Source organism: Rhodoferax sp. TH121, assembly GCF_002251855.1.
GTDB lineage: Bacteria > Pseudomonadota > Gammaproteobacteria > Burkholderiales > Burkholderiaceae_C > Allorhodoferax.
In genome coordinates this window covers 354,147-378,277 of record NZ_NOXW01000019.1, presented here as the reverse complement: position 1 = coordinate 378,277, position 24,131 = coordinate 354,147, and the positions used below count along the sequence as shown (strand labels likewise).

General features: G+C 62.5%; 24 protein-coding genes and 1 tRNA gene. 9 read left to right on the top strand and 16 right to left on the bottom strand.

Annotation, left to right across the window (positions count from 1 at the left end):
* Positions 1-66 precede the first annotated feature (66 nt).
* From CHU94_RS06060 to folC, 7 genes are all read right to left on the bottom strand, one after another.
* Positions 67-142: transfer RNA gene (locus tag CHU94_RS06060), tRNA-Ala, on the bottom strand.
* Between the two features lie 76 nt (positions 143-218).
* Complete coding sequence (gene gltX, locus CHU94_RS06055; RefSeq protein ID WP_094477768.1) at positions 219-1,619, bottom strand: glutamate--tRNA ligase; 1,401 nt, start codon at positions 1,617-1,619, stop codon at positions 219-221.
* Between the two features lie 2 nt (positions 1,620-1,621).
* Positions 1,622-2,833, bottom strand: coding sequence for an O-succinylhomoserine sulfhydrylase (locus tag CHU94_RS06050; RefSeq protein ID WP_094477766.1), 1,212 nt, complete (start codon positions 2,831-2,833; stop codon positions 1,622-1,624).
* Positions 2,834-2,836: 3 nt separating this feature from the next.
* A complete protein-coding gene (gene purF, locus CHU94_RS06045) occupies positions 2,837-4,339 on the bottom strand; it encodes an amidophosphoribosyltransferase (protein WP_094477764.1) in 1,503 nt (500 codons plus the stop codon).
* Between the two features lie 12 nt (positions 4,340-4,351).
* Positions 4,352-4,837, bottom strand: coding sequence for a CvpA family protein (locus CHU94_RS06040; RefSeq protein ID WP_094477762.1), 486 nt, complete (start codon positions 4,835-4,837; stop codon positions 4,352-4,354).
* A gap of 13 nt (positions 4,838-4,850) precedes the next feature.
* The gene (locus CHU94_RS06035; protein ID WP_094477760.1) at positions 4,851-5,654 is read right to left on the bottom strand and encodes an SPOR domain-containing protein; all 804 of its coding nucleotides are present in this window, start codon (positions 5,652-5,654) and stop codon (positions 4,851-4,853) included.
* Positions 5,655-5,669: 15 nt separating this feature from the next.
* Positions 5,670-7,025, bottom strand: coding sequence for a bifunctional tetrahydrofolate synthase/dihydrofolate synthase (folC, locus tag CHU94_RS06030; RefSeq protein ID WP_094477758.1), 1,356 nt, complete (start codon positions 7,023-7,025; stop codon positions 5,670-5,672).
* 37 nt (positions 7,026-7,062) lie between these two features.
* On the opposite strand from folC, the gene CHU94_RS06025 reads away from it, so the two are divergent.
* The 3 genes from CHU94_RS06025 to argG all read left to right on the top strand — a co-directional run bounded on the left by CHU94_RS06025 (position 7,063) and on the right by argG (position 9,228).
* Positions 7,063-7,413: an ArsC family reductase gene (locus CHU94_RS06025; protein WP_094477756.1), complete on the top strand. Its 351-nt coding sequence runs from the start codon at positions 7,063-7,065 to the stop codon at positions 7,411-7,413.
* 63 nt (positions 7,414-7,476) lie between these two features.
* Positions 7,477-7,803 (top strand): pyrimidine/purine nucleoside phosphorylase, encoded by a 327-nt coding sequence (locus tag CHU94_RS06020; protein WP_094477754.1) that lies wholly within the window; start codon positions 7,477-7,479, stop codon positions 7,801-7,803.
* A gap of 93 nt (positions 7,804-7,896) precedes the next feature.
* A complete protein-coding gene (argG, locus tag CHU94_RS06015; RefSeq protein ID WP_094477752.1) occupies positions 7,897-9,228 on the top strand; it encodes an argininosuccinate synthase in 1,332 nt (443 codons plus the stop codon).
* 231 nt (positions 9,229-9,459) lie between these two features.
* Here argG and CHU94_RS06010 read toward each other — a convergent pair whose 3' ends face one another.
* From CHU94_RS06010 to murB, 5 genes are all read right to left on the bottom strand, one after another.
* A complete protein-coding gene (locus CHU94_RS06010; RefSeq protein ID WP_094477750.1) occupies positions 9,460-11,145 on the bottom strand; it encodes a DUF262 domain-containing protein in 1,686 nt (561 codons plus the stop codon).
* A gap of 21 nt (positions 11,146-11,166) precedes the next feature.
* Complete coding sequence (locus CHU94_RS06005; protein ID WP_094477748.1) at positions 11,167-12,408, bottom strand: SH3 domain-containing protein; 1,242 nt, start codon at positions 12,406-12,408, stop codon at positions 11,167-11,169.
* Positions 12,409-12,427: 19 nt separating this feature from the next.
* Positions 12,428-12,892 (bottom strand): hypothetical protein, encoded by a 465-nt coding sequence (locus CHU94_RS19450; RefSeq protein WP_255033862.1) that lies wholly within the window; start codon positions 12,890-12,892, stop codon positions 12,428-12,430.
* Positions 12,893-13,100: 208 nt separating this feature from the next.
* Positions 13,101-14,069, bottom strand: a complete 969-nt coding sequence (locus CHU94_RS05995; protein ID WP_094477746.1) for a complex I NDUFA9 subunit family protein — start codon at positions 14,067-14,069, stop codon at positions 13,101-13,103.
* Positions 14,070-14,092: 23 nt separating this feature from the next.
* Entirely contained in the window at positions 14,093-15,166 is a 1,074-nt protein-coding gene (gene murB, locus CHU94_RS05990; protein WP_094477744.1) for a UDP-N-acetylmuramate dehydrogenase, read from the bottom strand.
* 119 nt (positions 15,167-15,285) lie between these two features.
* Between murB and CHU94_RS05985 the strand changes: the two genes are divergently transcribed.
* Genes CHU94_RS05985 through CHU94_RS05975 form a run of 3 tightly spaced genes read left to right on the top strand, consistent with a single transcriptional unit; the run spans position 15,286 to position 17,388 of the window.
* Positions 15,286-15,771: a YajQ family cyclic di-GMP-binding protein gene (locus CHU94_RS05985; protein WP_094477742.1), complete on the top strand. Its 486-nt coding sequence runs from the start codon at positions 15,286-15,288 to the stop codon at positions 15,769-15,771.
* 4 nt (positions 15,772-15,775) lie between these two features.
* The gene (locus tag CHU94_RS05980; RefSeq protein ID WP_094477740.1) at positions 15,776-16,417 is read left to right on the top strand and encodes a TIGR02281 family clan AA aspartic protease; all 642 of its coding nucleotides are present in this window, start codon (positions 15,776-15,778) and stop codon (positions 16,415-16,417) included.
* Entirely contained in the window at positions 16,417-17,388 is a 972-nt protein-coding gene (locus tag CHU94_RS05975) for an HD-GYP domain-containing protein (protein ID WP_255033861.1), read from the top strand. Before CHU94_RS05980 ends, CHU94_RS05975 begins: the two co-directional genes overlap by 1 nt.
* A 19-nt stretch (positions 17,389-17,407) precedes the next feature.
* Here the strand turns inward: CHU94_RS05975 and plsY are convergent, their stop codons facing one another.
* Both plsY and CHU94_RS05965 read right to left on the bottom strand, forming a co-directional pair.
* Positions 17,408-18,040, bottom strand: coding sequence for a glycerol-3-phosphate 1-O-acyltransferase PlsY (plsY, locus tag CHU94_RS05970; RefSeq protein ID WP_094477738.1), 633 nt, complete (start codon positions 18,038-18,040; stop codon positions 17,408-17,410).
* 14 nt (positions 18,041-18,054) lie between these two features.
* Positions 18,055-18,546 carry an aminoacyl-tRNA deacylase gene (locus tag CHU94_RS05965; RefSeq protein ID WP_094477736.1) on the bottom strand — a complete coding sequence of 164 codons (492 nt, stop codon included), beginning with the start codon at positions 18,544-18,546 and terminating at the stop codon, positions 18,055-18,057.
* A gap of 82 nt (positions 18,547-18,628) precedes the next feature.
* Here CHU94_RS05965 and CHU94_RS05960 point away from each other — a divergent pair, with 82 nt between their 5' ends.
* Complete coding sequence (locus CHU94_RS05960) at positions 18,629-18,859, top strand: hypothetical protein (protein ID WP_094477734.1); 231 nt, start codon at positions 18,629-18,631, stop codon at positions 18,857-18,859.
* Here CHU94_RS05960 and CHU94_RS05955 read toward each other — a convergent pair.
* Both CHU94_RS05955 and CHU94_RS05950 read right to left on the bottom strand, forming a co-directional pair.
* The gene (locus CHU94_RS05955; protein WP_094477732.1) at positions 18,856-19,923 is read right to left on the bottom strand and encodes an aldo/keto reductase; all 1,068 of its coding nucleotides are present in this window, start codon (positions 19,921-19,923) and stop codon (positions 18,856-18,858) included. The genes CHU94_RS05960 and CHU94_RS05955 overlap by 4 nt on opposite strands.
* Before the next feature lie 59 nt (positions 19,924-19,982).
* Positions 19,983-21,779, bottom strand: a complete 1,797-nt coding sequence (locus tag CHU94_RS05950; RefSeq protein ID WP_094477730.1) for an acyl-CoA synthetase — start codon at positions 21,777-21,779, stop codon at positions 19,983-19,985.
* Between the two features lie 35 nt (positions 21,780-21,814).
* Between CHU94_RS05950 and CHU94_RS05945 the strand changes: the two genes are divergently transcribed.
* Positions 21,815-22,717, top strand: coding sequence for an alpha/beta fold hydrolase (locus tag CHU94_RS05945; RefSeq protein WP_094477728.1), 903 nt, complete (start codon positions 21,815-21,817; stop codon positions 22,715-22,717).
* 72 nt (positions 22,718-22,789) lie between these two features.
* Positions 22,790-24,091 (top strand): hypothetical protein, encoded by a 1,302-nt coding sequence (locus tag CHU94_RS05940; protein WP_094477726.1) that lies wholly within the window; start codon positions 22,790-22,792, stop codon positions 24,089-24,091.
* Positions 24,092-24,131: the final 40 nt, after the last annotated feature.

The following is a 24,131-nucleotide window of genomic DNA, read 5'->3' as shown; positions in this document are numbered from 1 at the left end:
AGGGTGATGTCCTAGGCCTCTAGACGATAGGGTCAAAACCTTGGAACGTATCCGTATCAGAAGAATTGGTGGAGGTAAGCGGGATCGAACCGCTGACCTCTTGCATGCCATGCAAGCGCTCTCCCAGCTGAGCTATACCCCCAATTTCCTGAACGCATCGCCAAGTTTTGCTTGAGCTTTGCATTCAACTTCCGAGCCTCAAATTATATACAAGTTTTTTAGCCCAAGGCAAGTCTGGAGATAACTTTTTCTCTGCCACTCAATTCGAGCACAGCGTCGAGCGACGGCGTCTGCGCCGTGCCCATGACCAACACACGCACCGGCATGGCCAGTTGCGGCATCTTCAGGCCGTGGGCAGCCAGCACTTCCTTGATGGCCGCGCCAATACTGGCTTTGTCCCAAGCGCAGGCGGCGAGCTTGTCTTTCAGCAAGGCAATGGCCGGCTGCACAGCGTCGGTCACGTGCTGCGCCTTCTCGGCGGCATCCACATTCACTTCGCCATAAAACTTGGCAGCCCAGGCAGCCAAGGCGACCGTGGTGTCGCAGCGGTCTTTCAGCAAACCGCAGACCAGCGGCAGGTGGGACGCAATCACATCGTCCGACAGCGAGATGCCCTGCTTGGCAAGCTGCACGGCCACCAGCTGGGCCAAACGGGTGTTGTCAGCTTGCTTGATGTACTGCGCATTCACCCACAACAGCTTGGCTGGGTCCCATTGCGCAGGGCTCTTGTTCAGATGCGTGCCGTCAAACCAGCTCACCAGTTGCTCGCGGCTGAACAACTCTTCGTCGCCATGGCTCCAGCCCAGGCGAGCCAGGTAGTTGAGCATGGCCTCGGGCAGGTAGCCGCCCTCCTCGTAGGCAGTCACGCTCACGGCGCCGCGGCGCTTGGACAGCTTTTGGCCGTCGTCACCCAGGATCACCGGGCAATGGCCGAACTGGGGCAGCGTTGCACCCAACGCATTGAAGATATTGATCTGCCAAGGCGTGTTGTTGATGTGCTCATCGCCACGGAACACGTGGGTGATCTGCATGTCCCAGTCGTCCACCACCACCGCAAAGTTGTAGGTGGGGATGCCATCGGTACGTACGATGATGAGGTCATCGATCTCGCGGTTGTTGATGGTGATGGGGCCTTTGACCAAGTCGTCCCACGTGACGTCACCGTCAGCGGGGTTGCAAAAGCGCACCACGGGTTTCACGCCTTCGGGCACGGGCGGCAAGGTCTTGCCGGGAGCCGGGCGCCAGGTGCCGTCGTACAGGGGTTTCTCGCCACGCGCCTTCTTGGCTTCGCGCACCGCGTCCAGCTCTTCGGGCGTGCTGTAGCAGTAGTAGGCCTTGCCTTCTGCGATCAGCTGGTCCACCACAGCCTTATAGCGGTCCAGACGCTGCATTTGGTAGATGGGACCTTCATCGTATTCCAGACCCAGCCATTGCATGGACGCCAGAATCTGGTCCACCGAGTCTTGCGTGGAACGTGCCACATCGGTGTCTTCAATGCGCAGCACAAACTCACCACCAAAGTGGCGGGCATAGGCCCAGGAGTACAGGGCCGTGCGGGCCGTGCCCAGATGGAGAAAGCCGGTGGGAGAAGGCGCAATGCGCGTGCGAATTTTGCTCATGTTCAAAGGGTGTTCAAACCACGCGCCAGATCGGCGGTGATGTCATCAATATGTTCCAGGCCCACTGCCACGCGGATCAGGCCCTGGCCAATGCCGGCCAGTTGGCGCTGCGCCTCTGACAAGCGACCATGCGAAGTGCTGGCGGGGTGTGCAGCCAATGTCTTGGTATCGCCCAGGTTGGTACACAGCGACAGCACTTGCATGCTGTCGAGCACATGGAAAGCGTTCTTGCGTGCGGCTTCCACGTCGGGAGCCTTCACTTCAAAGGACAACACGGCCCCGCCGCTACCCGACTGCTGACGCATGGCCAACTCGTGCTGGGCATGGCTGGGCAGGCCGGGGTAGAAAACCCGGGCGACTTGCGGCTGGGCCTCCAGCCACTGCGCCACGGCCAGCGTGCTGGCCGACTGGGCCTTGACGCGTATGGCCAAGGTTTCCATGCCCTTGAGCAACACCCACGCATTAAAGGGTGCGAGCACCATGCCCGCAGTGCGAATGACCGGCAGGAAGATGTCATCCCGCTGCTTTTGGGTGCAGCAGATGGCGCCGGCCATCACACGGCCCTGGCCATCCAGAAACTTGGTACCTGAATGGATGATGAAGTCCGCACCCATCGTCACGGGGCGCTGCAGCACCGGCGTGGCAAAGCAGTTGTCCACCGCCAAAAAGGCACCCGCGTTGTGCGCAATGTCGGCCAAGGCCTGGATGTCGCACACCTCGGTCAGCGGGTTGGTTGGTGTTTCGGCAAACAACAGTTTGGTGTTGGGGCGAACGGCAGCTTTCCACGCAGCCACATCGGTCTGGGACACAAACGTGGTCTCCACACCAAACTTGGCAAACTCGCGGCTGAACATGGGAATGACCGAGCCGAACACCGACTGCGAGCAAATCACGTGGTCGCCGGCCTTGAGCAAGGCCATGCCCAGCAGCAAGATGGCCGACATGCCGGACGACGTGGCGACCGCTGCCTCGGTGCCTTCCAGCGCGGCCAAGCGCAGCTCCATGCTGCTCACGGTGGGGTTGCCCACGCGCGAGTAGGTGAAGCCCTCTTCTTCCATCGCAAACCGCGCGGCGCTGGAGGCGGCGCTGGACTGTACGTAGCCGCTGGTGAGGTAAAGGGCTTCGGAGTTCTCGCCGTACTGGCTGCGCTCCAGGGCCGTGCGAACGGCCAGGGTGTCCAGGTGCAAATCGTTGGGTAACTGTTGGGCTGCCATCGTTCAGTCCGCGTTGTTGGGCAGGGCCAGGCGCGAGGTGTCTTCTTGGCCTTCGTCGCCGCCCACGCGTTTTTCATTCAGGCGTTCGATGTCGTCGGACGAAATGTCGCCCGTGACATAAATACCGTCGAAGCAGGACGCGTCGAAACCGGCCAACTTGTTGCTCAGCGAGCCAATGGCCTTCTTCATGCCGTCCACGTCCTGGTAGATCAGGGCATCGCAGCCAATGATCTCGCGCACCTGTTCCACCGTGCGGTTGTGCGCCACCAGCTCACTGCTGGTGGGCATGTCGATGCCATAGACGTTGGGGAAACGCACCGGCGGCGCAGCGCTGGCCAGGTAGACCTTGCGCGCACCCGCGTCGCGCGCCATTTGCACGATCTCTTTAGACGTGGTGCCGCGTACGATGGAGTCGTCCACCAGCAGCACATTGCGGCCCTTGAATTCGCTGGCGATCACGTTGAGCTTTTGGCGCACCGACTTCTTGCGCACGCCCTGGCCCGGCATGATGAAGGTGCGACCGACGTAGCGGTTTTTCACAAAGCCTTCGCGGTAGGGCAAGCCGAGCAGCTGGGCCAACTGCGCCGCGCTGGGGCGGCTCGATTCGGGGATGGGGATCACCACATCAATCTCGCTGGGCGGCACGGTGGAAATCACGCGCTTGGCCAAGGTCTCGCCCAGGTTCAGGCGGGCCTGGTAGACCGAGATGCCGTCCATCACCGAATCGGGGCGGGCCAGGTACACAAATTCAAAAATACAGGGCGAAAGCTGGGGCGTCTCGGCGCACTGCTGGGCGTGCACCTTGCCTTGCAGATCCACAAACACAGCCTCGCCAGGATTCACATTGCGTTCGAAGGTGAAGCTGCTGCCCTCCAGCGTCACCGACTCGCTGGCCAGCATCACATTGCCTTCGCCATTGGTGCCCATGCACAGGGGGCGGATGCCGTAGGGGTCGCGGAAGGCCAGCACACCGTGGCCGGCGATCAGTGCAATCACCGCATACGACCCCTTCACGCGCTTGTGCACATTGCGCACTGCGGCAAAGATGTCCATGGGCTGCAGCGGCAGGCCACGCGTGGTTTTTTCGATCTCGTGCGCCAGCACGTTGAGCAACACCTCAGAGTCGCTCTCGGTGTTGATGTGGCGGTGGTCGGTGTTGAACAGCTCGGCCTTCAGGGCATGGGCATTGGTCAGGTTGCCGTTGTGCACCAGCACAATGCCAAACGGCGCGTTCACATAGAAGGGCTGCGCCTCTTCCTCGCTGAAAGCGTTGCCGGCCGTGGGGTAGCGCACCTGGCCCAGGCCACAGTTGCCCAACAGGCTGCGCATATTGCGGGTGCGGAACACATCCTTCACCATGCCCTTGGCCTTGTGCATGAAGAACTTGCGCTCTTGCTGGGTCACGATGCCGGCGGCATCCTGGCCGCGGTGCTGCAGCAGCAGCAAGGCGTCGTAGATCAGTTGATTGACGGGTGCATTGCTAACAACGCCAACGATTCCACACATAGGGGTTCACTCTCAAGGTAAATACTTGCCAAACTCTTCGGGCAGCAGGGGCTTGACGCTGCTGAGCACCATGCCAGCCATGCGCGGCCCCATGGCGCTCTGCCACCAGTTCGCGGTGTGCACGGGCGTCATGCCCACAACGGCGGTCACCACCAGCAACAGCAACATGCCACGCACCAAACCAAAAATGGCGCCCAGCATGCGGTCTGCGGGGCTCATGCCCGCTGCCGCCACCAGCTTCTTGACCACAAAGGCAATCAGGCCTCCGGCAAACACCGTGGCCACAAACACCAGCACAAAGCCCCCGGCGTAACGCACCGCCTCGGCATCACCGCTGATGGGAATCCACTGCGCGGCGTCCATCGCAAACCATTGCGCCAGCACAAAGGCCACGGCCCAGCTCAGCAGCGACAGCACCTCGTACACCAGCCCCCGCCAAGCGCCCAGCACCAGCGAGAACAGCAAAACCGCCAGAAAAATCCAGTCCAGGGTCGGCATGGGCAGGCTCCGCTCAGAGTTCCAGGATGGCAGCGGGCAGGTTCAGCTTCTTGAGCTTGTCCACGGCCTTTTCCGCCTCAGCCTTGCTGGCGAACGGCCCGATGCGCACCCGCGTGCGTTGCGCATCTTTGGCGCCCACCACCTGCGTGTAGGTCTTGAAACCGGCCTTCTCCACCTTCTGGCGTGCTTCGCGCAGCTTGGCCGCTTCGACATAGGCGCCCACCTGCACCACAAAGCGGCCGGTGGCAGCGTCTGGCTTCTTGTCAGCAGGCTTGGCGGCTGCGGCAGGCTTGCCGTCCAGCAAGGCCTGGGCCTTGGCGGCCTCTGCCGCCTTGTCAGCGGGCTTGTCCACAGACGCCGCAGGTTTGGCCTCTGGCTTTGCAACCGGTTTGGGCTCTGGCTTGGGTTCAGTCTTGGGCGCCGGTTTAGGTTCGGTAATGATGGTTTCGGGCTTGGGCGCCGGTTTCGCCTCGGGCTTGGAGACGGGTTTGGCCGGGGCCGAGGCCACGGGCGCAGGGGTGTCGCCCACGATGATGCCGCCGCTGACCTGCGAGGGCGCAGCGCTGCTGGCCGCCACTTGCGGCGTGCCTAGGGGTGCCACCTTGGCCTTGTCTGGAATCTCGATGGGAATGTCCACCGCAATGGGCCGCGGCTGGCTGTCAAACAGCAGCGGGAAGCCGATGACCCCCAGCAACACCAGCACGGCAGCGCCTATCAGGCGGTGCCGCGCGCGTTTGCGCATGACTTCCACGCTTTCGGGGGCGGTAGGTGGGGTGGGCTGCTCGTCGCCACCTTTGCGAAACTTGAAAAATGCCATGTGTGGGGTGACGGTTCAGGTAGCTTGGGGCTGGAGGTGTTTGGCGTGCAGCTTGGGGGTGCCCTCTTGCAGCACACCACCCACGGTGTAGAACGATCCAAAGACGACGATTCTATCAGTGGGGTCTGCCGCGGCGATGGCAGCGCGCAGCGCGTCCAGGGGCGTGGCAAAGGCCTGGGCCGAAGCGTCTTTGCGGGTGTTTTGCGCCGTCCATTGGGCCTGCAGGTCGGCGCCCGTGGCCGCCCGCGGGCTGGGCAAATCGGTGAAATACCAGCGATCCATCAGCGGCGCCACCTTGGCGAACATGGGCGCCAGGTCCTTGTCGGCCATGGCCCCAAAAATGGCGTGGGTGCAGGGGTAAAAGCCCATGGCGTCCAGGTTGGCCGCCAGCGCGGCCACCGAATGCGGGTTGTGCGCCACGTCCAGCACCAGCGTGGGCTGGCCCGGGATGATCTGAAAGCGCCCCGGCAGCTCCACCAGCGACAAGCCCACGCGCACCGCCTGGGCGGTGATGGGCAACTGCTCGCGCAGGGCCGTGAGCGCCGCCAGCACGCCCGAGGCGTTGACCAACTGGTTGGCACCGCGCAGCGCCGGGTAGGCCAGGCCGCTGTAGCGCCGCCCGCGCCCGGCCCAGCCCCACTGCTGCTTGTCGCCGGACACATTGAAATCCCGCCCCACCGTCCACAGGTCAGCGCCCACTTCCAGCGCGCGGTCCAGCACGCTTTGCGGCGGCACCGGGTCGCTCACGATGACCGGGCGCCCCGTGCGCATGATGCCGGCCTTCTCGTACCCTATCAGCTCGCGGGTGTTGCCCAGCAGCTCCATGTGGTCCAGGTCGATGCTGGTGATGATGGCGCAGTCGGCATCGATGATGTTGACCGCATCCAGCCGCCCGCCCAGGCCCACTTCCAGAATCACGGCGTCCAGCCCCTCGCGGGACAGCGCCAGCAAGATGGCCAGGGTGGTGAATTCGAAGTACGTCAGCGCAATTTCTGCGTCGTTTTGGGCCCTGGCCCGCTCCACCTCTGCGCAAGCAGCTACAAATTTGCTAGCGTCTGCAGCCTCGCCCCGCAGGCGCATGCGCTCTTCAAAGTGCACCAGGTGGGGAGATGTGTAGACCCCGGTCTTGTAACCCGCCTGACCCAGGATGGACTCCAGCATGGCGCAGGTGGAGCCCTTGCCGTTGGTGCCCGCCACGGTCAACACCGGGCAGCTGAACTGCAGGCCCAGCCGCTGCGCCACGCTGCGCACCCGGTCCAGCCCCATCTCGATGCCGTTGATGCCCTTGGGGTGCATGGCTTCTATGTAGGCCAGCCACTCGGGCAGGGAAGACGTGGCATTGGGGACAGCGGGGGACGTGGTGTTTGGCATAGAGCCCCGAATTGTCGCGCACTGCGACAATAGCCCCATGATCACCCTCTACGGCATTCCCAACTGCGACACCGTCAAAAAAGCCCGCACCTGGCTGACGGACCATGGCGTGGACTACGCCTTTCACGACTTCAAGAAACAAGGCGTGCCCACCGCCCTGCTACCCGGCTGGATAGACGCCGTGGGCCTGGACACCCTGATCAACCGCCGCGGCCCCACCTGGCGCAAGCTGGACGAGGCCACCCAGGCCCGCGTGGTGGACACGCCCAGCGCCATGGCCGTGATGCAAGACCACAGCAGCGTCATCAAGCGGCCTGTGGTGGTGTGGGGCTACGGCGTGGTGACCGTGGGCTTTAGCGACGCGGCCTTTGCCGCCCGCCTCCCGTAAAATCGCTGGTTGCCCGGTGCCAGGCGCGCCGGGCCCTCATTTCCATTCCTATTACGCAGCACCATGACCACCACCCACTTTGACAACGTTTCCGTCACCACCAAAGCCAATGTGTACTTCGACGGCAAGTGCGTGAGCCACGGCTTCACCCTGGCTGACGGCACCAAAAAGTCGGTCGGCGTCATCCTGCCCGCCACCCTGACCTTCAACACCGGCGCCCCTGAAATCATGGAATGCGTGGGCGGCAGCTGCGACTACAAGCTCGACGGCACCGACACCTGGGTCACCAGCGGCGAAGGCGAGAAGTTCAGCGTGCCCGGCAACGCCAAGTTCCAGATCCGCGTGACGGAAGGCCACGCCGCCTACCACTACATCTGCCATTTCGGCTAATTGGTGGTTGACCCGCGGCTCCCCCGGCAGACGCAAACGCTCCATTTTTTATAGCTGCTCGCGCAACATCCATGCGGGCTAGAGGCCAATTTTATGTCTAACACCATTCTGCAAAGCATCCCCACCGGCCAAAAGGTCGGCATCGCCTTCTCTGGAGGCCTGGACACCAGCGCCGCGCTGCACTGGATGATGAAGAAGGGCGCCCTGCCCTACGCCTACACCGCCAACCTGGGCCAGCCCGACGAGGCCGACTACGACGCCATCCCCAAGAAGGCCATGGAATACGGCGCCATCAAGGCTAGGTTGGTGGACTGCCGCCCCCAGCTGGCTGCCGAAGGCATTGCCGCGCTGCAAGCCGGCGCCTTCCACATCACCACCGCCGGCCAGACCTACTTCAACACCACGCCGCTGGGCCGCGCCGTCACCGGCACCATGCTGGTGAGCGCCATGAAGGAAGACGACGTCAACATCTGGGGCGACGGCAGCACCTTCAAGGGCAACGACATCGAGCGCTTCTACCGCTACGGCCTGCTGGTGAACCCCGCGCTGAAAATCTACAAGCCCTGGCTGGACCAAACCTTTATTGACGAGCTGGGCGGCCGCGCCGAAATGAGCGCCTTCATGACCGCCAGCGGCTTTGGCTACAAGATGAGCGCCGAAAAGGCCTACAGCACCGACAGCAACATGCTGGGCGCCACGCACGAAGCCAAGGACCTGGAGTTCTTGAACAGCGGCATCAAGATCGTCAACCCCATCATGGGCGTGCCCTTCTGGCGCGACGACTGCTCCATCAAGGCCGAAGAAGTGAGCATCACCTTTGAAGAAGGCCGCCCTGTGGCCCTGAACGGCGTGCAGTACCCCGACCTGGTGAGCCTGATCCTCAAGGCCAACGAAATCGGCGGCCGCCACGGCCTGGGCATGAGCGACCAGATCGAGAACCGCATCATCGAAGCCAAGAGCCGCGGCATCTACGAAGCCCCCGGCCTGGCCCTGCTGTTCATCGCCTACGAGCGCCTGGTCACCGGCATCCACAACGAAGACACCATCGAGCAATACCGCGACAACGGCCGCAAGCTGGGCCGCCTGCTGTACCAGGGCCGCTGGTTCGACAGCCAGGCCATCATGCTGCGCGAAACCGCCCAGCGCTGGGTCGCCAAGGCCGTGACCGGCACCGTGACCCTGGAACTGCGCCGCGGCAACGACTACAGCCTGCTCAACACCGAAAGCCCCAACCTCACCTACGCGCCGGAGCGCCTGAGCATGGAAAAGGTGGAAGACGCGCCCTTCAGCCCGCTGGACCGCATCGGCCAACTCACCATGCGCAACCTGGACATCACCGACACCCGCGCCAAGCTGCAGGTGTATTCCAACGCCGGGCTGCTGGAGTTGGGCAAGGGGGATGATTTCTTGAAGTTGGGTAAGTAAGACCGCTGAAGCCATGAGGACAAAGCCCGCTAGGCAAGAACTAGGCGGGCTTTTTCTTTTGGGTCAGATGACCTCGCTGCACGGGAGTGCCCCAATCGCTCTCCTATGAGGTTTGCACTCCTAGACGTGCAAAAAAAGACAAAGTACACCCAGGCTATACGCCTCGCCGAGTTTCGTGAGCGCACCCACACTCAAATAAATAATCTCGCTAGACAGTGGCCCCGTCATTAGCTACTCGATAGCCCAAACGTGGTCATAAGCGAGCTCTGCTAGATCACTCGTTCGACGCTCTATCTCTGCCGTTCCCCACGTCGTTGCAGCGTCGATCTGTGGCTCTAAGATGTAGCCGTGCTTTCTGAGTAGCGCCTTCTTGGCCGCAAAGTCGTTGGCCGCCAAAACCTCTCCGTTGTACTTCACGGGCACGCCCAAAAGGTTCCCGATGCTGTGCACGGAAGGAGCACCAGTGTTTTGTGAAAGAAGGTGTTCGAGCGACTGCCCCGTGCGATCGACATCGACAGCGGGGTTTCGATGCTTGTAGATCTTCCACAGCGTATAGCCGATGACCTCCTTGTGCCTTGGCGTCAAGTAGTTGAGCGCCTTAAACCGCGTGATAAACGTGTCCCGAGCGGGGACCTTGCTCTTGATTTTTTTCTTGAACTCGTTGATGCACAGACCGCGAGCATTTGCATCAGCAGCGGTCGCCAATGCGCGCGCATGAGCCGCGTACATCTTGCTCACGCCGCCTGATGAAGGCAGGTTGCTGATCGTCGTGTAAAGGTAGTGATAGCGTTCCACGAGCCAGAAGATCTCTCGAACCTGGCCGTCTTTGAGCTTCTTGGCACCGAACAGGCGCAGTACCGTCAAAAGCAGTGGATTTGCGATTTGGATGTTCAGGACATCAGAGATGCAGCGAAGCGAATCTTCGACATCCCGATTTCCTTTGTTCCATAGGGTGAGCCGTTCGGGCTCCAAAATCCCACGGTAAAGATCACTGTCGGTCCTGAGCTCATCGAGGACCACACGAACATTCGTGGCCGAAACCTCATTTTTAATGGCCTTGAAAAGCTCCTTCTCTGTTGTGAAGGGGTACTTTGAGAGCCAGTAGTGATGAAGGAAAGTGGCCATTTGAATCGGCCGGCTTGCCTGCTCCAAAGTGCTCTGAATTTCCACCCAATGGTCTTTGGGACGGTCAATGGCCTTGCCTTTTGAAGGGAGCAGCCGCAGCAGATGGTTCTTCGCAAGGTCTGCGGCAGTGAGGTCCTTACCCCGTGTATTGAGCGTCTCAAAAATCAGATACGCGTCATCTTGGTTATCCAGGGTGATCGAAATCACTTTGAGACCCAAGAGCTTATCCCGCACACTTTCCAACCATTTTTTGCTCGCAGCCTCCGCTTTTGAAGGATCAACCTTAGAAGTCGCCTCCTTCACACCCTGATCGATGACGGTGTTAATGAGTTTGTATGCTGCACTGATCGCCTTCTCCTCCTCACCCACGTCAATCTCCGTCTCCTCTTTTTCAAGGCTCTGAATTTTGGCTTGCAGGTAGGGGTACGAGGTCTCGGTTTTAAGAACGAATTGGGCCTGATCGTTTAGGTCCCGCGTTTCAATCAAACGGTGCACGCCTTTAGCGGGGGCCGCAAAACCCAAGTCGTTGAACTTGTCTCGAATGGCACACAGAGCAATGGTGATAGTGGTGATGCGCTGCTGCCCGTCCACAAGACCAAAAGAAGAGCTTGAAAGGTTGTAAGAGACGAACGCCCCGATGAAGTAGTCCTTTTTGAGGTCCGACGTACTATCTACCCAGAACTCTTCAACGTTATCCTCATCCCAAGAAAACGGGCGCTGAAAACGCGGAATGAGATACGTACCAGACTCCAAAACTTGGCGAATATCTTTTTCGACACACTGAATCTTCATCTTTTCCTCCGCTGAGTCAGGCTAGGGCACCATATTCTGATAATTTGATGGAACCCGATGCAAGTACTTCTTCAAGACCCACCCGGTGCGGTACTCCTCGCGCAGCCAGTGGTAGTACTCGATCTCCACCCACTTGCCGTCCTTGTCGATGGCACGCACCACTTCATTGGGCATGAGCATGCCCTCAACGGCTGATCCATGTTCTGGCTTGGATCGCACAGTGGCGGGACGCTCACGCACCACGAAGCGCTCTTCTGGAGTCTGTGCAGCTTGCACCAAAGCTCTTTCAATCAGGACCGTGAGGTTCTGAATCTGCCGCGTCTGCACCTGCAAGGTGGCAGTGGTCTGCGTTTGAAAGGCCTCCGTTTTGTTCTTGTCTTGGTGGCTAGAAATCTCTTGGTAGAGGAAGAACAAGATGCCCAGCAGCAAGCTCAACATCGCTAATGCATCTGACTGCTTACGACTGAGTAGCCCCCTTTCGGGCTTCACAGCGTGTTCGTGCATGGAGCCATCTGGCTCGATGCCCAGCAAAGCCAGTTGCTGTTGGATGCCCTCGGGTCCCAGCGCCTTTGCAATAGCGGCTGCGGAGCCCCAATCGATTGTGGGCAATGCCACCTTGCCAAACTGATCTTGCAGTTCCTTAAACGAACCCACAATTCCCAACACTTCGTTGGGCACCGTCCACTGCTTATTGATGTGCTCGAAGTCTTTAAGGTAGCTCTGAATGCTGCTCACACCCAGACCTTCAAGAAGCTTCTTATTCTGTACCCGTGAATCCTCGGCCTGCTGTGCAAGCATCTTGGCAACCGAACCAAAGCCCAAGGCTTGATCCACAATCGCCTGCATCTGGTTTCGCATGGAGCTTCCGTCCGTGAGCTCCTTGATGAGCTGCTGGGTGGCTGTGCTCCCCAGAACACTCATGCGAATTTCGGCCATCGGGTCGAACATCTTGCGCATATGTTCCATCTGCAAACGCTCAGACTCCTGCCAAGCTTTAAAGGCAGACCCAATGGCCGAAGTGGGGCCCAAGAGGTCTTGGTACTGCTTGGCAATGGACATCGCCGGAGACTGCAAGGTTCTGATGTCCTGTGGCATCTGTGCATAGACCGAGTTGCCCGCCAACTCTCGCAACTGTTTTCCGATCAGATCGTTGTCAATCAAAGCTTTGCGCCACGATGAGCGCTCTTCTTCTATTCGTGCCATTTCGCGTGCCAACGTGCCACCCAACGTGGTAACTTTGATTTGCTCTAGTGCAAGGCTCACAGACGGTCCTCCAAATCGGTTAGCCAAAGGCTGCTGCCACCCCAGCAGCCATATTGGCGGCGAACACCCTGAAGGCGCCCATCTTGGAAATCAATCGGCTATTGATCTGGATGCCCAGGATCTGAACTGTATCGATCAGAGCCTTTTCAAAGAAAGTGTTGATGTCCACAGGCTGCGGGGCTTCGCTAGGCTTTGCCGGATAGGCTCGTGCTACCAAGATGCATCCCGTGACCGGGTGGTCGATATGCGCCACTTCGCCATCCACCACAAAGCGCAAGTCGTGCAGCAGCGCGTTGTTCTGCGCGTCTTTGTAATGCCCGTCCAGGTAAAAGGCGGCAGCGCGCTCGCCTTCTATGCCCGTCTTGCAGCGGCGCAGTTCGTCGCGCAGCCAGTCTTTCTGGCCTATGTCCAGCAGGGTGGACTTTTGCAGATCTTCCATCAGCGCTAGGCGCTTGGATTTTTCGTCGGCTGTCTTGAGCAGCATGCTCCCCTCCCCTTGAATCGCGTGTTGGGCCGTTGGCACGGTCTCTGGGGCACTACTGTACCGGCAGATTGGCCGGCGCAAGGCCCAAAGGCCTTCCTGCAGCCTATGGGCTTTGTCTTTGAAGATTTTCAATCAAAATGGCCACTAGCCCTCATGGATATTGCGCAAGCAGCTATCAAATACATAGCGGTTTGCACCGCCAGCGGCCTCAATAGCGCTTCATACGCACGCCCAGCAGGCCGTAGTCTGCGCTGTGGCGGCGCAGGTAGTCTTGGGCGATGGGGGGCAGCGCGGCGGGGGTGATGCCCAGGGCCTGCAAGCCGGGCACCTGGCCGGTAGCAACGTTGTCCACGCGCATGGAGGCGAGGTTGTCGCGGCTCATGAGCGGTTCGCCGGGCAGGCATTCCATGGCCAGGGCCTGCAGGCTGCCCATCCACTGCGGCAGGGCTATGACGGGGCGGCCGCGCCCTTGGTTGACGCCAGCCCATTGGCCCGCCTGTTGCACCAGCTGGCGCAGGGTGAACACATCGGGGCCACAGGCCTCCACCACGGCGGGGCTGCCGGGCTGCAGGCTGCGCACCACGGCCTGGGCCACGTCTTGCACCCACACGGGCTGAAAGCGCGCGTCGGCCCCGGCCAGGGGCATGAGGGGGAACACTTTTTGCAAGCTGGCGAACATGTTGAGGAATTTATCTTCGGCCCCAAAGATGACGCTGGGGCGCAGCAGCGTGAGGCGCCAGGGGGCGGACGCTGCGGCTTGCTGCAGGGCGGCTTCGCCCTGGCTTTTGCTGCGCAGGTAGAGCGAGGGCGCGGCGTCGGGCTGGGCGCTGTGGGCCCCCAGCGCGCTCACGTGCACCAGCTGCTGCACGCCGGCGCTGCTGCAGGCCTGGGCCAGGCTGCAGGGTAGCTGCACATGCACGGCGTCAAACCGGGCGGCGTTGCCATGCAGCACGGCAATGAGGTTGACCACAGCCTGGTGGCCCTGCACGGCGCGGGCCAGGGCGGCAGCGTCGTGCACATTCACCTCCAGCACCGTAAGGCCGGGCAGGAGCTGCACGCGCTGGGCGTGCTGGCGCTTGCGGGTGGCCACGGTAACCTGCCAGCCGGCGCGCACCAGCTGTTCACACACATGGGCACCGACAAAACCGGTGCCGCCGAGGACGAGGATGGATGCCATGGCGGGGTGCTCCTGAGGAGGGGTTAGAGGACGACGGGTTCGGGCTCCAGGCGGATGCCAAAGCGTTCGTACACGCTGGTCTGGATGGCTTTGGCCAGGGTCATCACCTCGCCGCCGGTGGCGCCTTCGCCGTTCACCCCAGCGCCGCGGTTCACAAGCACCAGGGCTTGCTTCTCGTACACGCCGGCCTGGCCCACGCTTTTGCCTTTCCAGCCACAGGCGTCAATGAGCCAGCCGGCGGCGAGCTTGATGCTGCCGTCGTGCAGGGGGTAGTGCACCACTTTCGGGTCGCGGGCGATGATGTCGGCGCACTGCTCGGGGGTGACGGTGGGGTTTTTGAAGAAGCTGCCGGCGTTGCCGATCTGGGCGGGGTCGGGCAGCTTGGCGCGGCGGACTTCGCAAATCCAGTCGTAGATCTGGCGGGCCGTGGGCTGCTCGATTCCGGTCTCGGCCATCTTGCGCTCCAGGTCGGCATAGCCCAGCACGGGCTTCCAGGCCTTGGGCAGCGCAAAGCGCACGCGCAAGATGAGGGCGCGGTCTTTCAGGCCCAGGGCCTGGTGGGCGCCGTCGGCGCCGGGCTGGCTGCTGTGCTTGAAGACGGAGTCGCGGTAGCCAAAGGCGCACTGCGCGGCGTTCAGGGTAAAGACCTGGCCGGTTTGCAGGTCTACCGCGTCGAGCGAGTCAAAGCGGTCTTGCAGCTCCACGCCATAGGCGCCCACGTTTTGCACGGGCGACGCACCCACGGTGCCGGGGATGAGGGCCATGTTCTCCAGGCCGGGCAGGCCTTGGTCCAGCGTCCAGGTGACGAAGTTGTGCCAGTTTTCACCGCCCCCCGCCTCCACCACCCAGTGTTTGTCGGTCTCGGCCACCAGGCGGCGGCCGGGCACCTCTACCTTCAGTACCAGGGGTTTCACGTCGCCGGTCAGCACAATGTTGCTGCCGCCCCCCAGCACAAAGGTGGGCGCGCCTGCCCAGGCGGGGTCGGCCAGCAGGGCTTGCACATCGGCCTCGCTGGTGATGCGCGCCAGGGCGTGGGCCTTGGCCACGATGCGAAAGGTGTTGAAGGCCTGCAGGGGAACATTTTTCTCGACTAACATGGCAAGATTGTCGCACCGGGGCCCTGTCGCCCTGGGCAGGCCCACGGCGCGGGCCCCCAATGGTTTATTGCGCACCCCGGGGCCGTGCAGGGGTGCGTTCTCTCTAGTGAATACAAAAAATGCCTTCTTTTGATACCGTCTGCGAAGCCAACCTGGTCAAGGTGAAAAACGGGGTGGAAAACACCGCCAAGGAAATCGCCACCCGCTTTGACTTCAAAGGCACGTCCGCCAAGATCGAGATCAAGGACAAGGAAATCACCCTGATCGGGGATGCTGATTTCCAGCTCGACCAGATCGAGGATGTGCTGCGCAACAAGCTCACCAAGCAGGAAGTGGATGTGCGCTTTTTGGACCGTGGCGATGTGCAGAAGATGGGCGGCGACAAGGTCAAAGTGGTGATCAAGGTGCGCAACGGCATCGAATCCGAATTGGCCAAGAAGATCCAGCGCCTGATGAAGGACAGCAAACTGAAGGTGCAAGCCGCCATTCAGGAAGAAAAAGTGCGCATCACCGGCGCCAAGCGCGACGATCTGCAGGCCGCCATGGCACTGATCCGCAAGGATGTGACCGACATTCCCCTGAGCTTCGACAACTTCCGCGACTAAGCCTATGAAAACCCTGTGCCTGGCTGCTGCCCTGCTGTTTGCCGCCCCGGTGTGGGCGCAATCAGTTGCGATCAACGGTACGCTGGGCAACAAGGCGCTGCTGATTGTGGACGGCGGGTTCCCCAAGGCCGTAGCGGTTGGCGAGGTGCACAAGGGCATCAAGGTGGTGGCGATTCAGGGCGAGCAGATCACCCTGGAGATGGGTGGCAAGCGCGTCTCCATGCGCGTGGGCGATGCCCCGGCCAGCGTGGGCAGCGGTGCGGGTGAGCAGCTCAGCGGCAACCGCGTGGTGCTGGCCGCGGGCCCCGGTGGCCACTTTTTGACGGACGGGCAAATCAATGGCCGTGTGGTGCAGTTCATGGTGGACACTGGCGCCACCACCATTGCCTTGAGTGTGGCCGATGCCAAACGCATTGGGCTGAACTACCAAAACGGGCAAACCATCCAAATGAGCACGGCCAATGGCGTGACCCAGGGCTGGCGCGTGACGCTCAACACGGTGCGGGTAGGCGATGTGATGGTGAGTGGCGTGGATGCCGTGGTCAGCCCCGGCAGCATGCCGTATGTGTTGCTGGGCAACAGTTTTTTGAGCCGTTTCCAGATGACGCGTAACAACGACCAGATGGTGCTGGAGCGGCGTTTCTAATGTCAAAGCCTTTGGACGTGCGCGACGAGAGCGAATACGAGGACCTGCTGGGCCAGTGGTCGGACCTGGAGAGCGGGCTGGGCATCATTCTGGCCAGCCCCAACAGTGCGCAGCAGTTTTCGCACCGGGTGCTGCAATACGACCGCTGGATGCAAGGCCTGCTGCAGCGCGACCCGGATGTGGGCCTGTACCTGCTGTTCCAGCTGGCCAGCAACTCCCCCGTGGGCTACAGCGCATCCCACGCGCTGGTGTGCGCCGTGTTGTGCCACCTGGTGGCCAACGAGCTGCACCTGCCGCAGAAGGAACGCAATAGCCTGGTGCATGCGGCACTGACGATGAACATCGCCATGACGACGCTGCAGGACGAGCTGGCTGGCCAAGCCGAAAAACCCACGCCCACGCAGCAAGACGCCATCCGCGCCCACCCCATCAAGGGCGCCATGATGTTGGCCAACCTGGGTGTGGGCGATGACGATTGGCTGGACATCGTCTCCAGCCACCACGACGATGCGGTGGACAAGGACGACTTCAACGCGGTGCCAGCCTCGGTGCGGATGGCGCGCATTCTGAAGGTGGTGGACCGTTATGCGGCAATGATCAGCCCGCGTAAATCGCGTGCGGGCCGCAGCGCCATTGAGTCGGCACGCTCGGTGATGACGCGCTCCAGCAGCTCGGTGGACGCGATTGGCCAAGCGCTGGTGCGCGCTGTGGGCCTGTGCCCGCCAGGCACCTATGTGCGCCTGGACAACGACGAGCTGGGCGTGGTGGTGCGCCGCAGCGCCAAAAGCAACCAGCCGTTTGTGGTGGTGGTGGGCAAGCCCGGCGGTGAGCTGGAGAACAACCCGCGCCTGCACAGCACGGCGGAGTCCTACCCGCGCATCCGCTCGGCGCTGCCGTCATCTGCAGTGCGGGCGCCGCTCAACCACTTCTACATCTTGCAGCTGGGCAGCCAGGCGCTGGCCATGGCCTGAGCCGGGCCAGCGGCCGGCGTCACGATTTCTTTTGCCCCAGCTTGGACTCTTTGCCCTGCACCAGGCGGGAGATGTTTTCGGCGTGGCGCCAGATCAGCAGCAAAGACATGACAGCGATGGACATCAGCACCGCTTTGTCCATGGCCCAGGCCACCTGGTTGCCAAAGGCATAGTAGGCCGGGGCAAACAGCGCGGCCACCAATGAAGCCAGGGACGAGTAGCGGAAGAAGTAGGCAATGATCAGCCAGGTCAGGCCCACGGCCAGGCCGAGCCAGCCGCTCACGCCCACCAGCACGCCCAGCGCCGTGGCCACGCCCTTGCCGCCCACGAACTTGAAAAACACCGGGTACAGGTGGCCCAGAAACGCGGCCAGCCCGACCAGCGCCACGGTGCCCTCGCCCAGGCCATAGGGTGCGCCCCACCATTGCACAGCCACCACGGGCAGCCAGCCCTTGAGGGCATCAAGCAGCAGCGTGACGACGGCCGCGGCCTTGGAGCCGGAGCGCAGCACATTGGTGGCGCCCGGGTTCTTGCTGCCATAGGTGCGCGGATCGTTCAGGCCCATGAGGCGGCTGACGATGACCGCAAAAGACAGCGAGCCGATCAGGTAGGCGGCGACGGTGGCCAGCAGGGGGTACAACACGGAATTCAAAACAGGTTCTCCAATCACTCTTCCAGCGCGCACTGTACAGGTTTGGCGCCCAGCAGTTGCACACACACGTGGGGCTCAATACCCACCAGGTAGCCGCGCCGCCCTCCGTTGATGCAAATGCGGGGCAACGCCAGAATGGTGGACTCGATGTAGACCGGCATGGTCTTGCGCGTGCCAAAGGGCGAGGTGCCGCCCACCAGGTAGCCGCTGTGGCGGTTGGCCACCTCGGGGGCGCAGGGCTCGACCGACTTGGCGCCGATCTGCCGTGCCAGGTTTTTGGTGGATACCTTGCGGTTGCCGTGCATCAGCACCACCAAAGGCTTGGCGTCCTGGTCTTGCATGATCAGCGTTTTGACGACGGTGAAGGGGTCAAAGCCCAACACCGCAGCGCTGTGCTGCGCGCCGCCATGCTCCAGGTATTCGTAGGGGTGCTCGGTGAAGGCCACCTTGTAGGCCTTGAGCAACTGGGTGGCGGGGGTTTCAGAGACGTGGTCTTTTTTGGCCATAGGCGCGTATTTTCCGCCACTTGATAAGTGGGTTGGCTCAACTTACCATGGGCCTCCCCACACACCAGACAGACAGGCAGCCATGGCACAGATCACCTGGAACGACGCGCCCTCCGTGTACACGGCCCTCTACGACGGCACACCGGTCTGCACGCTCAAGGTCAAAGACATCGGTGGTGTAGCTGCCAGTTGGCTCGATGACCGCCTGTGGCCGCCTCCTGCCCATATGCCCAAGGCCCCGCCCCAGCCCACCCGCTTCTTCGCCAACCTGGCCGAGGCCAAGGCGGCGGTTGAAGGCGTGCTGAATGCTTAAACCGCGGGGTCGCGGATTTCCCAGCGGATTTCGTCGATCTTCTTGAGCAACTCTTCGGGCAGCACGGTGCCCCAGGCGTTGATGTTTTCGTCGAGCTGCTCCAGCGTGCGCACGCCGATGATGGTGCTGGCGACCTGCCACTTGGTGTAGCAAAAGGCCAGTGCCATCTGGCTGGGCGTGAAGCCGTATTCGCGGGCCAGCGCGTTGTAGCGGCGCGCGGCCTTGAGCGCATCGGGGCGGCCCCAGCGCTGCTTGCGGGTGGACTCGAACTTGCGCAGGCGCCAGTCTTGCGAGACGTTCTCGCCCAGCAGGCCTTCCTCGTCGTACTTGCCAGTCAGCAGGCCAAAGGCCAGCGGCGAATACGGCAGCAGCGACACGCCCAGGCGGTGCAGGGTTTCGTCCAGCCCGTTCTCTACCGTGCGGGCCAGCAGGCCGTAGTTGTTCTGCACGGTGGCAATGCGGGGCAGGCCATGCTGCTCCGCCAGGCGCACAAACTCGTGCACGCCATAGGGCGTTTCGTTGGACAGGCCGATGGCGCGGACCTTGCCGGCCTTGACCAGCGTGTCCATGGCGCGCAGCTGCTCTTCAATGGCGCTTCCGCCCACGTTTTCGTTCTTGGGGTCGTAGTACATGCCGCCGAACATGGGCACGTGGCGCACAGGCCAGTGGATCTGGTAGAGGTCAATGACCTCGATGTTCATGCGCTGCAGGCTGCCTTCGCACGCGGCGATGATGTCTTCGGCCGTCAGGTTGCTGCTGCCATTGCGCACCCAATTCATGCCGCGCGAGGGGCCTGCCACTTTGGTGGCAATCACCAGCTTTTCGCGGGCACCGGGGTTGGCTTTGATCCAGTTGCCGATGATTTTTTCGGTCAGGTTGAAGGTCTCGGCGCGCGGCGGGACGGAGTACATCTCGGCCGTGTCGATGAAGTTCACGCCCCGCTCGAGTGAGCGGCTGAGGATGGCATGGGAGGTGGGCTCATCCACCTGCTCACCAAAGGTCATGGTGCCCAGGCAGATAGGGGTGACGTGCAGATCGCTGCGACCGAGTTGGATGGTGTTCATGGCGTGAAGTTTACGAGGTGGCTTATGCGTTTGCTGGCGAATGGTTATGTGGGAAATGGCTAACGCACTAGGGCGGCCTGTGCCCGCGCTTCCTCTTGCAAACGCAGTACGCGGCGCTGCACCTTGCCAGTCGTCGTCATGGGCAGGGCGTCCACAAACTCGATCTCTTTGGGGTACTCGTACGGCGCCAGCTGGCCCTTCACATGGGCCTGCAACTCCAGCGTGAGTTTGGCATGCAATTGGGCTTTAGCCCCCGTATCCTCTGCGCAATCAGCTATGAAATCAGGAGCAATGACGACATAGGCCTTGACCAGTGCGCCGCGCTCGGCGTCGGGTTTGGGCACCACCGCGGCATTGATGACAGCGGGGTGTTTGACCAGGCAGTTCTCGATCTCGCCGGGGCCGATGCGGTAGCCCGCGGCCTTGAACACGTCGTCGCTGCGGCCCTGGTACCAGAGGTAGCCGTCGGCGTCGCGCACCGCCAGGTCGCCCGTGCGGCACCAGTCGCCCGTGTACTTGCCTTCGGTGGCGGCGGGGTTCTTCCAATAGCCCAGGAAGAAGATGGGGTCCGGGTGGCCGTGCACGTCATAGCGGTGCAGCGCCACATCGCCCGGCACGCCCACCGGGCTCTCCTTGCCATCGTCGTCGATCACCGCCACACGGTGGCCGGGGTAGCCCATGCCCATGCTGCCGGGTTTGGAGGGGTAGAGCCGGTTGCAGTTGCCCACGATGTAGTTCATCTCGGTCTGGCCAAACATCTCATTGGGCTGCACGCCGAGTTGCGCGGCGCAGTAGCCAAACACGGCATCACCCACGGCCTCGCCCGCGCTCATGATGGCGGCGAGCTTGAGCTTGAACTGCTGGCGCACCGTCTTCCCCTTTGCACCAGGGTAGGCCTTCATCATGGCCTTGAGCGCGGTGGGAAACAGGAAGGTGTGGGTCACGCCGCAGTCGCGCATCAATTCGAGTGCCGTCTGCGGGCTGAAGCGGCCGTTGTACGCGACGATGGGGCGACCAAAGTACAGGCTGGGCAGTAAGGCGTCCATCAGCCCTCCGGTCCACGCCCAGTCGGCCGGGGACCAGAACACGGCCTTGGAGTCGTTGTTCTTTTTCCCGTCAAAGCCAAACCAGTTCTGGCTGGCCACAAAGCCCGGCAGGTTGCCGATAAGGGCCCGGTGTGGGATCAGCGCGCCCTTGGGGTTGCCGGTGGTGCCGCTGGTGTAGATGAGCACGGCGGGTTCTTCGGCCAGAGTGTTGACCAGCGCGAAGGTCTCTGGCTCTTGCGCCAGCACTGCAGGCCAATGCAAGTCCGCCAGGCCTTGCGTGGCGGCCACTTCGCCCACGCCGATGACCGAGCGCAGCAGTGGGCAGTGCTCACGCACGCTGTGCAGCGCCTGCAGCGAGCCGGCGTCGCATATGGCCACCACGGCTTCGCTGTCGTGCAGGCGGAACTGCAGCGCCTCGGGGCCAAACAGCATGGACAGCGGCATGGCCACCGCGCCGAGCTGCAGCACGGCCACGTAGGCCACCGCAGTCTCAAAACGCTGCGGAAGCACGATGCCCACGCGGTCACCACGTTGCACGCCCAGCACCCGCAGCGCGTTGGACAGGCGGTTGGCCTGCGCCTGCAGCTCAGAATATGTATGAAAAGTGCTCTCAGCACCCGTGAAATATGCGCGAACAGCTACTCTTTTTGTAGCATCCGGCTGCGCCGCCCAGCGCTGGCTGCAGGCCTGGGCCATGTTGAAGTGCTGAGGCACCTGCCAGCCAAAACCCGCGTGCAGCGCGGTGTAGGCCGCGGGTGGCCGGGGCTTTTTTGGGCGGGCGGGCTTGTCGCCGCCTTGACTGAGTGGCATGCCGTGTCTCCTGGTTCGTCCTTATGATTTGGAGAATGTACCAAGTCAAACGCCAGTGCCGCAGCGAATTCGTCCCCATCCGTAATCTCACCTACCACGTGCAAGTCTGGGGCGAACCCGCGCCGGACAAGGTGCCGCTGGTCATGGTGCACGGCTGGATGGACGTGGCCGCCAGCTATCAGTTTGTGGTGGACGCGTTTGCCCACGACCACTACATCATTGCCCCCGACTGGCGCGGCTATGGCAAGACGCCTGCCGGTGGTGCCGACAACTTCTGGTTCCCCGACTACCTGGCCGACCTGGACTTTCTGCTGGACCACTACGCGCCCGGCCAGCCAGTCAACCTGGTGGGGCACAGCATGGGTGGCAATGTGGTGATGCTGTACGGCGGCGTGCGGCCCGAGCGCATCCGCCGCCTTGTCAATCTGGAAGGCTTTGGCATGCCCGCCACCCGCCCCGCGCAGGCGCCCGGCCGCTTTGCCAGCTGGATGGACGAGCTCAAGAAGCTGCATGCGGGCGAGATGGCCCTGAAAGCCTACGACAGCGCCGACGGCGTAGCCCGCCGCCTCATGAAAACCAACCCGCGCCTGGGCCAGGACAAGGCCGACTGGCTGGCCCGCCATTGGGCGGCAGAAACACCGGACGGCAAGTGGGCCATCCTGGGCGACGCAGCCCACAAGGTGACGAACGCCCAGCTCTACCGGGTGGAAGAGGTGCTGGAGATCTACAAACGCCTCACCATGCCCGTGCTGGCGGTGGAAGCGTCGGACAACAGCCTGGACCAGTGGTGGAATGGCAAATTTACCTTGGCGGAATACCACGAACGCCTGAAGGTAGTGCCCCAGGTGGAGGTCGCACGCATTGAGGACGCCGGCCACATGATGCACCACGACCAGCCCGCCGACCTGGCCACGCTGATCGAGCGTTTCATCGCTTAGCACACAGGTGCAAGCCAGACACACGGCCGGTTGATAATGCGGCGCAACGCCCGCACCGCTTCAGGAGACTCCATGCAAGCCCGCTACCGTCCCGCGCACCTCACCACCCTGGCCAGCGCCATGCTGCTGGCCCTGGGAAGCAGCCCAGCCATTGGACAAACCCAGGCGGTGCGGCCACCCGTGGCGCAGTACTGGATGGACGTGGCCACCGTGCGCGTGGCCGATAGGGACGAGCTGCCCAACCTGGGCGCACTGGGAGGCATGGCCGCTGGCATGGCGGGCATGAAGGGCATGGGCGAAGCCAGCTTTGGCGCCACCAAGGGCATGATGCCCGGACGCTGGCTGGACATTGCCGTGGCCACCCAGCGCAAGCCAGCAGGCACCACCGCCACACAAACCATTCCGGCAGGGCTGGGCTTGGGCGTCAGCCTGCCTTTGCTGCCGCCGGAGCCAGTGGCAGCCAAAAGTAACCTGCCCCGAAGCCAGGACCGCGACAGCGAGGATGGCGTGCCCGAGCAACCCAAAGGCCGCATCCTGCTTTACTGGGGCTGCGGTGACACCGTGCGCGCCGGCCAGCCCAAGGTGCTGGACCTGGCCAACGCCAAGCCCGAGGACTACGCCCAATTCATGCGCGGCCGCGCTACGCGCGAACGGGGTGCCACAGCCGCACCAGGCCACGCCATCTGGCCAAATGCCCAGAGCCAACAACAGGTGCCCAAAGGCGCCTCGCTGCAGGGTGAGCACAAGGTGTCTGGTGACGGCCTGCCGGCCAACCTGCAGTTCTCCATCGGGCAGGTGCAAGACTTCATGCCACCCCTGGTGCTGCGCGCCCAGGGCGGCGGCGCCAACGCCACCACCATCGCCTGGGCCGACCAGCCCCAGGCACGCGCCTACTTTCTGAACGCCATGGGCGGCAACGACGGTGAGATGGTGCTGTGGAGCTCGTCCGAAACGCCCGAACCCGGTTGGGGCCTGATGGACTACCTCAGCACGCCCAACCTGGACCTGTGGCTGGCCGACAAAACCCTGCTACCCACCAGCCAAACGCAGTGCGCCATTCCGGCCGGCATCTTTGCCAAAGCCCAGGGAGCCCTGGTGCGGGGCATCGCGTATGGGCAGGAACTGAACCTGATCCACCCGCCCCGCCCCACAGACCGCCGCGTGGCCTGGGCACAGGAATGGTCGGCGCGGGTGCGTGTCAAATCCGTGGCCATGTTGCCACTGAACGACGGCGCGCCCCAGCGCCCGGCCCCAGAAGTGCCTGCAGTCAAACCAGACAAAGGCGAAGGCGCCCCCGAGCAAAAATCGCTGTTGCCAGTGCTGCCCGGGCATCCCGGCGTGGGAGAGGCACTCAAGGGCCTGTTCGGCCGCTGAGAGCGGGCGCCGGGCGGGGCGCCCAAGCATGAGAAAATCG

Coding starts and splice junctions, on each gene's coding strand:
- murB (WP_094477744.1), bottom strand. CDS start 15,166: ATGTTAGTCGAGAAAAATGTTCCCCTGCAGGCCTTCAACACCTTTCGC.
- CHU94_RS06010 (WP_094477750.1), bottom strand. CDS start 11,145: ATGAAGATTCAGTGTGTCGAAAAAGATATTCGCCAAGTTTTGGAGTCT.
- CHU94_RS05940 (WP_094477726.1), top strand. CDS start 22,790: ATGCAAGCCCGCTACCGTCCCGCGCACCTCACCACCCTGGCCAGCGCC.
- argG (WP_094477752.1), top strand. CDS start 7,897: ATGTCTAACACCATTCTGCAAAGCATCCCCACCGGCCAAAAGGTCGGC.
- CHU94_RS06025 (WP_094477756.1), top strand. CDS start 7,063: ATGATCACCCTCTACGGCATTCCCAACTGCGACACCGTCAAAAAAGCC.
- CHU94_RS05985 (WP_094477742.1), top strand. CDS start 15,286: ATGCCTTCTTTTGATACCGTCTGCGAAGCCAACCTGGTCAAGGTGAAA.
- CHU94_RS05965 (WP_094477736.1), bottom strand. CDS start 18,546: ATGGCCAAAAAAGACCACGTCTCTGAAACCCCCGCCACCCAGTTGCTC.
- gltX (WP_094477768.1), bottom strand. CDS start 1,619: ATGAGCAAAATTCGCACGCGCATTGCGCCTTCTCCCACCGGCTTTCTC.
- CHU94_RS05945 (WP_094477728.1), top strand. CDS start 21,815: ATGTACCAAGTCAAACGCCAGTGCCGCAGCGAATTCGTCCCCATCCGT.
- purF (WP_094477764.1), bottom strand. CDS start 4,339: ATGTGTGGAATCGTTGGCGTTGTTAGCAATGCACCCGTCAATCAACTG.
- CHU94_RS05950 (WP_094477730.1), bottom strand. CDS start 21,779: ATGCCACTCAGTCAAGGCGGCGACAAGCCCGCCCGCCCAAAAAAGCCC.
- CHU94_RS05975 (WP_255033861.1), top strand. CDS start 16,417: ATGTCAAAGCCTTTGGACGTGCGCGACGAGAGCGAATACGAGGACCTG.
- CHU94_RS05960 (WP_094477734.1), top strand. CDS start 18,629: ATGGCACAGATCACCTGGAACGACGCGCCCTCCGTGTACACGGCCCTC.
- CHU94_RS06050 (WP_094477766.1), bottom strand. CDS start 2,833: ATGGCAGCCCAACAGTTACCCAACGATTTGCACCTGGACACCCTGGCC.
- CHU94_RS05995 (WP_094477746.1), bottom strand. CDS start 14,069: ATGGCATCCATCCTCGTCCTCGGCGGCACCGGTTTTGTCGGTGCCCAT.
- CHU94_RS05955 (WP_094477732.1), bottom strand. CDS start 19,923: ATGAACACCATCCAACTCGGTCGCAGCGATCTGCACGTCACCCCTATC.
- CHU94_RS05980 (WP_094477740.1), top strand. CDS start 15,776: ATGAAAACCCTGTGCCTGGCTGCTGCCCTGCTGTTTGCCGCCCCGGTG.
- CHU94_RS06020 (WP_094477754.1), top strand. CDS start 7,477: ATGACCACCACCCACTTTGACAACGTTTCCGTCACCACCAAAGCCAAT.
- CHU94_RS19450 (WP_255033862.1), bottom strand. CDS start 12,892: ATGCTGCTCAAGACAGCCGACGAAAAATCCAAGCGCCTAGCGCTGATG.
- CHU94_RS06040 (WP_094477762.1), bottom strand. CDS start 4,837: ATGCCGACCCTGGACTGGATTTTTCTGGCGGTTTTGCTGTTCTCGCTG.
- folC (WP_094477758.1), bottom strand. CDS start 7,025: ATGCCAAACACCACGTCCCCCGCTGTCCCCAATGCCACGTCTTCCCTG.
- CHU94_RS06035 (WP_094477760.1), bottom strand. CDS start 5,654: ATGGCATTTTTCAAGTTTCGCAAAGGTGGCGACGAGCAGCCCACCCCA.